Source organism: Pedobacter sp. 10L46_2, assembly GCF_056395165.1.
Genome location: NZ_JBFTIZ010000258.1, coordinates 7,001 through 12,437 on the forward strand (window position 1 = coordinate 7,001; position 5,437 = coordinate 12,437).

Consider the following 5,437-nt stretch of genomic DNA (forward strand, 5'->3'; position numbering starts at 1 on the left):
GAATTAAAGAGATATAAGAATTAAAGAGATATAACAGACAGATTCTATTACCAGAACTGGGTATAGAGGGTCAGCAAAAGCTAAAAGCTGCCAAAGTATTGGTTATTGGAGCCGGTGGCCTGGGTTCTCCGGTGTTGCTTTATCTTGCCGCAGCCGGCATAGGCACAATTGGTGTTGTTGATCATGATACTGTAGATGAAAGTAACTTACACAGACAGATACTCTTTAATACTACTGATATTGGAAAAAGTAAAGCAGATACCTCAGTAAATAAGCTGCAGCTACTTAATCCGCATGTTAATCTCGTTTCCTACCCTTTTAAAATTGAACTGGATAATGCCAATTCGTTAATTCAGGATTATGATCTCGTAGTGGATGGGTCTGATAACTTCCCTACCCGTTATCTGGTTAATGATACCTGCGTTGCTTTAAACAAACCATTGGTATTTGGTTCTATCTTTAAATTTGAAGGTCAGGTATCTGTATTTAATTATAACGGAGGTGTGGATTACAGGGCGTTATTTCCTGAACCACCGGCTGCTGATGAAGTCCCAAATTGTGATGAAGGTGGCGTAATTGGCAGCTTACCGGGGATAATAGGCAGCTATATGGCTAATGAAACCATCAAACTAATTTGTGGTTTTGGCGAAGTGCTATCAGGTATGGCTATGAAGAAATAAACCTGGAAGCATTTGAATATCTAAAAGAAAAAGATTCTTCTCTGTTTTTAATTGATGTACGAGAGGATTTTGAATTTGATGAATACAATATCGGTGGATATAATTTCCCATTATATGAGCTTAATGATCATTTGCATTCGATCCCTGAAGATAAAAAAATTGTGCTTTGCTGCACCAGTGGCTTAAGAAGTAAAATTGCTTATAACTTGCTAAAAACAAGAACAGATGCTCAAATCTATATTCTGAGTCTTAATAAATAAAATATTTTTTTTCAATATTTCAACCACTATATATTCTTTTCTATATAGACTTTCAGTGTAGATCTACAATCTTAAATAACTCATAAAAAAACTCAAAAAGTTCAAAATGAAAAAACAGATTGCAAATAAAAACAGTACAAGTAAAAATCAGATACCAGTTAAAAAGATTCACGACAAAACAGGACCAAAGAAATTCAAAATTCTTGAGTTAACGAACAGTTTGACTCATAGTGCATATAAGGCTATGAGAAAAGAGCTTCCGAAGAGAATTGGCAAGTGTATTAATACATTAGACAATTACAGTTATATATCCACAGACTCAAAGGAAGACATCCCTTATCATGTTGCACTCGAAATTGAAAAGTATTTTTGCATACAGCCGGGCTCACTTAGCAATTTACCCATTCAGTAATGCTACCTTTGCAGTTCATAAGTAAATACAATCATTTCTGGTTTATCGGAAATGATTCAACATAGTGACCATGATAGCAATAGGACAATACAACGATTTAAGAATAATAAACAAAACAGAAGCCGGCCTTATTTTAACCGAAGGAGATAAAGAAGTATTACTTCCTTATAATGATGTTCCAAAGAATGCCGAAATAGGCGACAACATAACCGTATTCGTTTATGTTCATAAAGATGGCAGGTTAATGGGTACTACCAAAAAGCCATTGGCTTGTGTGGGTGATTTTGCTTATTTAACTGTTGTTGATGACAGTGAAGATGGTGCTTTTATGGATTTGGGTCTTGATAAGGATATATACGTTCCTAAAAGAGAGCAGAAACGTCCAATGTTTAAAGGAGACCGCCATGTAGTTTATATTTTTCTTGATGAAAGCAATGACCGTATGGTTGCATCTTCCAGGTTAACCAACTTTGTTGAGGAAGAAGATATAGATTTAGAAGAGGGTGATGAAGTAAGCTTACTTATTGTGGACCGTTCTGATCTTGGATATAATGCAATTGTTGATAATAAGTATATTGGGTTGTTGTACACTAACGAATTGTTTGATGTGCTTAATCCAGGTGAACTAAGAAAAGGTTGGATCAAGAAGATCCGTGTTGAAGGCAAGATTGATTTAAGTCTGCAACCAATGGGCTATGGTCATATTCTTGATACAAAGGATAGCGTTCTGGAAGAATTAAAAGAAAGTGGCGGCGTAATTGCTTTAGGCGACAAAAGTACTCCAGAAGAAATATATGCGCGATTTAAAATCAGTAAAAATGCATTTAAGAAGGTAATTGGTGGGCTATATAAGGACCGCTTGATTACCATTTCAGATCATGAAATAAAGATACTGATTGATCACGAGGCAGAGTAAAATAAAAAAAGGCCATTAAATTCAAATGGCCTTTTTTTATTTTAAAAGTTAAATCCTATTGAAAAATATGGCATTGTTGCCTCTCTCGAGAATCCGAGTGTTGCCTGTATCAAAAGTACTTCGCCAGGGAGCACATACAAGCCACCGCCATAACCATGGTGCCATCTTGCAGATGACTCTCCTTTTTCCCATACCCTACCTACATCGTTAAAACCAATCATCCCAACAGTTCCGGGAACCAGATAGGAAGTAAAATTAAACAGCTTTAATCTCATATCAAGGTTATGGTAAGCCATAGTGGTCCCCGTAAATCTTTTGCTGTTAAAACCTCTTAAACTATTAACACCGCCAATTTGCATGTGCTGGAAGAAAGCCGGATCGCCCACAACAGTCCCTGCTCCTATTCTATTTGCAAACACTAAACCTGATTTCCCAGGATTAATGTAGAAACGGAATTCTGTAGTTACAGATCCATAACGATCGTTGGTTTTATCAACCCGTTGCTGAGCGGTTAAAGACGTTTTCCAGTACAACCCTTTTTTAGGATTTGCAATATTATCACGACTGTCGTAAGTCCATCCCGCTACAAAACCGGCGTAGTACTTATCTGAAAATATCTCTTCTTCCGGATGGGCGGCATTATAATCATTAAAGAAACGTTCCTCATTTCCAGATGCTGTACTTGTATAAAATGATCCCAATACTCCGCCTTCAATTTTTAAATACCTGGTGAGTTTTCTACTGAGCCTTACATCTACATTTAAATAGTCGTAACGATTTCTGTAATAAGAAATCCCATCTTCTCTATCTGGTCCCTCATCATCATCGTTATCCAAATCGAGATATTGTGAATTGTTTCCAATGCCAAAGAAGTTACTTAAGTTGTTAGGTCCCAGCAAATTTGCATGTACTACAAGATCATTATTACCTACGGCCTTTTTAAAATCACCAAGATAGTCTAGAATAAACGATTTCCTACCAGTAGAGTAATTGGCCCAAAACTCATGTTTTGAAGCATATGGCTCCTTTCTAAAGCCTTGTTTTTCTATGATGTAACCCAAACCAATCTGTACACCCTGATCAATGTTATAATTAAAATTAAAAAGCGGCCCGGACCTATCGTATAAGAACGCATTCTTATCAAACCTGTTTACCAGGGTATCATTTGCAAGGCGCATCTTTGTCTTTGTTTTATCCGGTAATTCATTTGATTCGTCAGAACGATCATAAATGAAGGGCTTATTTGAAACATCTTGTGCAACCTGGAACTTATCTGCATCGCTCCCTCCAATCATCCTAACTTTTATCTTAGTGTTTTCTTTTCCCCTTACGGAAAATACATCTTCACCTGCCATTCCAAACAACCTAACCTCTTTGGTTATATTAGGGTCAAATGTTCTTTTATATACCAATCTTCCATTCTTGCCCTCCTTATTGATATTATATACCGTAACTTCAACATTTCCGTTATCGGTGTAATTAACATCAAAAAACTCTTTTTTATCAGAGGTAGGTACGTCAACATTTATGGATAAAAACTTATAGTACTGTAAAGCAAGCGTATCCAGTTTATCTCTTCTTGATATAAAGTGACCAATTAACTGACTACCACTAAGCTTAAATATTGTATCTGGCATTTGCCTGAAAGACGTATTAATAAGTTCAGTAGTTAGTTTTCCCTGAACAAACTTAACAGCATCCTTCCAGTCCTGTTCGCTAAGCTCGTTTAAAAAATACCTGTCAAAGTACCGCTCATTAAAGTTCCAATGATTTACATCTCTGATATTGTCACTATAAGGCTGCAAATGAGATTTGAGCCATTGATGGTTAAGAACCCATGGAAATACACCTGAAGTTTTATAAAACACCTTATCCCTATCTCTGGGAACAGGAATATAGGTGGTTTCACCCTTTTCTTTCTGAGCCAGCCAGCGCCAGTTATCTTCATGCCTGTCCCAGTCTCCCAAAACAAAATCCAGTAATCTGGCCCTAAGTGTTAGCTTCTGGTCTGATGTATGATCATTGTCTTCCTGTATTTTACGCTGTACTTTAGCTGTGTTGTCGGTTTCTTCTTCAAAAGGCGACCTTGGTTCCAATAAATAAGCGGCGTTTGCAAATTTTTCTCTATACTCTCCAAGTCCCGGATCATCTGCTACGTATACGATCTCTGGTTTAGAATGGGCAAGCTCAAGCGCTTCTGCCAAAGGAGGAACAATTAACGCCGCAAAAGGGTGATTAGTTGAAACCTGGTCCTGAGCAACGTCTTTTGCGATAGTTGGCCTTAAACTTTCAGGCAAGCCCTGTTCCGGATACTTCTGTATTGTTCTTAAAGCGTACTCTCTGCCCGTCGGATCTACTAACCGTAAAGAGCGGGTTTGCATCCCCCCCCCAAGTTTAACGATCTTTAGTCCTCCTTTTTCTTTCTGAAGATCTATAATGCGAACTTTTACTGGCGTTGCCCATATTTTGCGATAACTTTCGCCCAGCCAAAACCGGTGAAAACCGCTCACGCTATTATACTCGGGTGCTATAGCAACTGTAATGGAATCTGCCTGTTTCTGTGCCTGCCCTAAAGCAGGGATAGACAAGGTAATAAAAACAGCACTTAAGAGCTTCTTTAGAGGGCGCATATTAGTTAATTATTCTTTTTAAGGTTACTCCTATCCTCAGCGCCTTTAATCCCTCTACACCTTGTAATTCTTCTATTTCTAAATATTCAAGATCATTGTTCAGTAAACCCACGTTCTGCAGCTTTTTTATATAGCCCAGATATTCTCTGGCTTCTGAACTGTTAAAATACACAATTGATATTTTACCAGGCTGTGTTAACCGCTCTGATGTGTCTTTGATATGGGCTTTATCAATCCGTTTTTTTACCATCTGATAACGAATATTGTAACTACCCTCCACATCAAATCTTTGTTCATCAATCCTAAAGCTCACATCAATAGGCTTATCGTAAACGAAAATAAGCTGTGTTGTTTCAAGAGGTAAAGAAAAATATGGACCTAAATTACTGGTTGTTTGAGCAATTTCAGCTAATACCCTCAACTGTTTCAATCGGAATGTACCAAGTAAATCTTCAGACATCGGAATTCTAGGCGCAATAGATTGTCCAAGATAAATATCAAATTCAACACCATCCGTTCTAAACTTCTCAAAATAGCTT

General features: G+C 37.4%; 5 protein-coding genes and 1 pseudogene. 4 read left to right on the forward strand and 2 right to left on the reverse strand.

The genetic code is table 11. The features are described from left to right. The first annotated feature begins 62 nt into the window (after positions 1 to 62). From AC1DDX_RS21480 to AC1DDX_RS21495, 4 genes are all read left to right on the forward strand, one after another. Complete coding sequence (locus AC1DDX_RS21480; RefSeq protein ID WP_477622569.1) at positions 63 to 680, forward strand: HesA/MoeB/ThiF family protein; 618 nt, start codon at positions 63 to 65, stop codon at positions 678 to 680. Further along, complete coding sequence (locus AC1DDX_RS21485) at positions 635 to 940, forward strand: rhodanese-like domain-containing protein (protein WP_477622568.1); 306 nt, start codon at positions 635 to 637, stop codon at positions 938 to 940. The genes AC1DDX_RS21480 and AC1DDX_RS21485 overlap by 46 nt, the downstream gene beginning before the upstream one ends. A gap of 106 nt (positions 941 to 1,046) precedes the next feature. Beyond that, positions 1,047 to 1,352, forward strand: coding sequence for a hypothetical protein (locus tag AC1DDX_RS21490; protein ID WP_172660356.1), 306 nt, complete (start codon positions 1,047 to 1,049; stop codon positions 1,350 to 1,352). Positions 1,353 to 1,422: 70 nt separating this feature from the next. Continuing rightward, entirely contained in the window at positions 1,423 to 2,268 is an 846-nt protein-coding gene (locus tag AC1DDX_RS21495; RefSeq protein WP_172660357.1) for a CvfB family protein, read from the forward strand. 41 nt (positions 2,269 to 2,309) lie between these two features. On the opposite strand, the gene AC1DDX_RS21500 is transcribed toward AC1DDX_RS21495, so the two are convergent. Together AC1DDX_RS21500 and AC1DDX_RS21505 are read right to left on the reverse strand one after the other, a co-directional pair. Further along, positions 2,310 to 4,898 carry a BamA/TamA family outer membrane protein gene (locus AC1DDX_RS21500; protein ID WP_288882795.1) on the reverse strand — a complete coding sequence of 863 codons (2,589 nt, stop codon included), beginning with the start codon at positions 4,896 to 4,898 and terminating at the stop codon, positions 2,310 to 2,312. Position 4,899: 1 nt separating this feature from the next. Further along, a pseudogene (locus AC1DDX_RS21505) lies at positions 4,900 to 5,437 on the reverse strand (GAF domain-containing protein); the annotation flags it as partial.

Excerpts from the sequence above, each read along its gene's own strand:
- AC1DDX_RS21490 (WP_172660356.1), top strand. The coding sequence starts at position 1,047 with ATGAAAAAACAGATTGCAAATAAAAACAGTACAAGTAAAAATCAGATA.
- AC1DDX_RS21495 (WP_172660357.1), top strand. The coding sequence starts at position 1,423 with ATGATAGCAATAGGACAATACAACGATTTAAGAATAATAAACAAAACA.
- AC1DDX_RS21500 (WP_288882795.1), bottom strand. The coding sequence starts at position 4,898 with ATGCGCCCTCTAAAGAAGCTCTTAAGTGCTGTTTTTATTACCTTGTCT.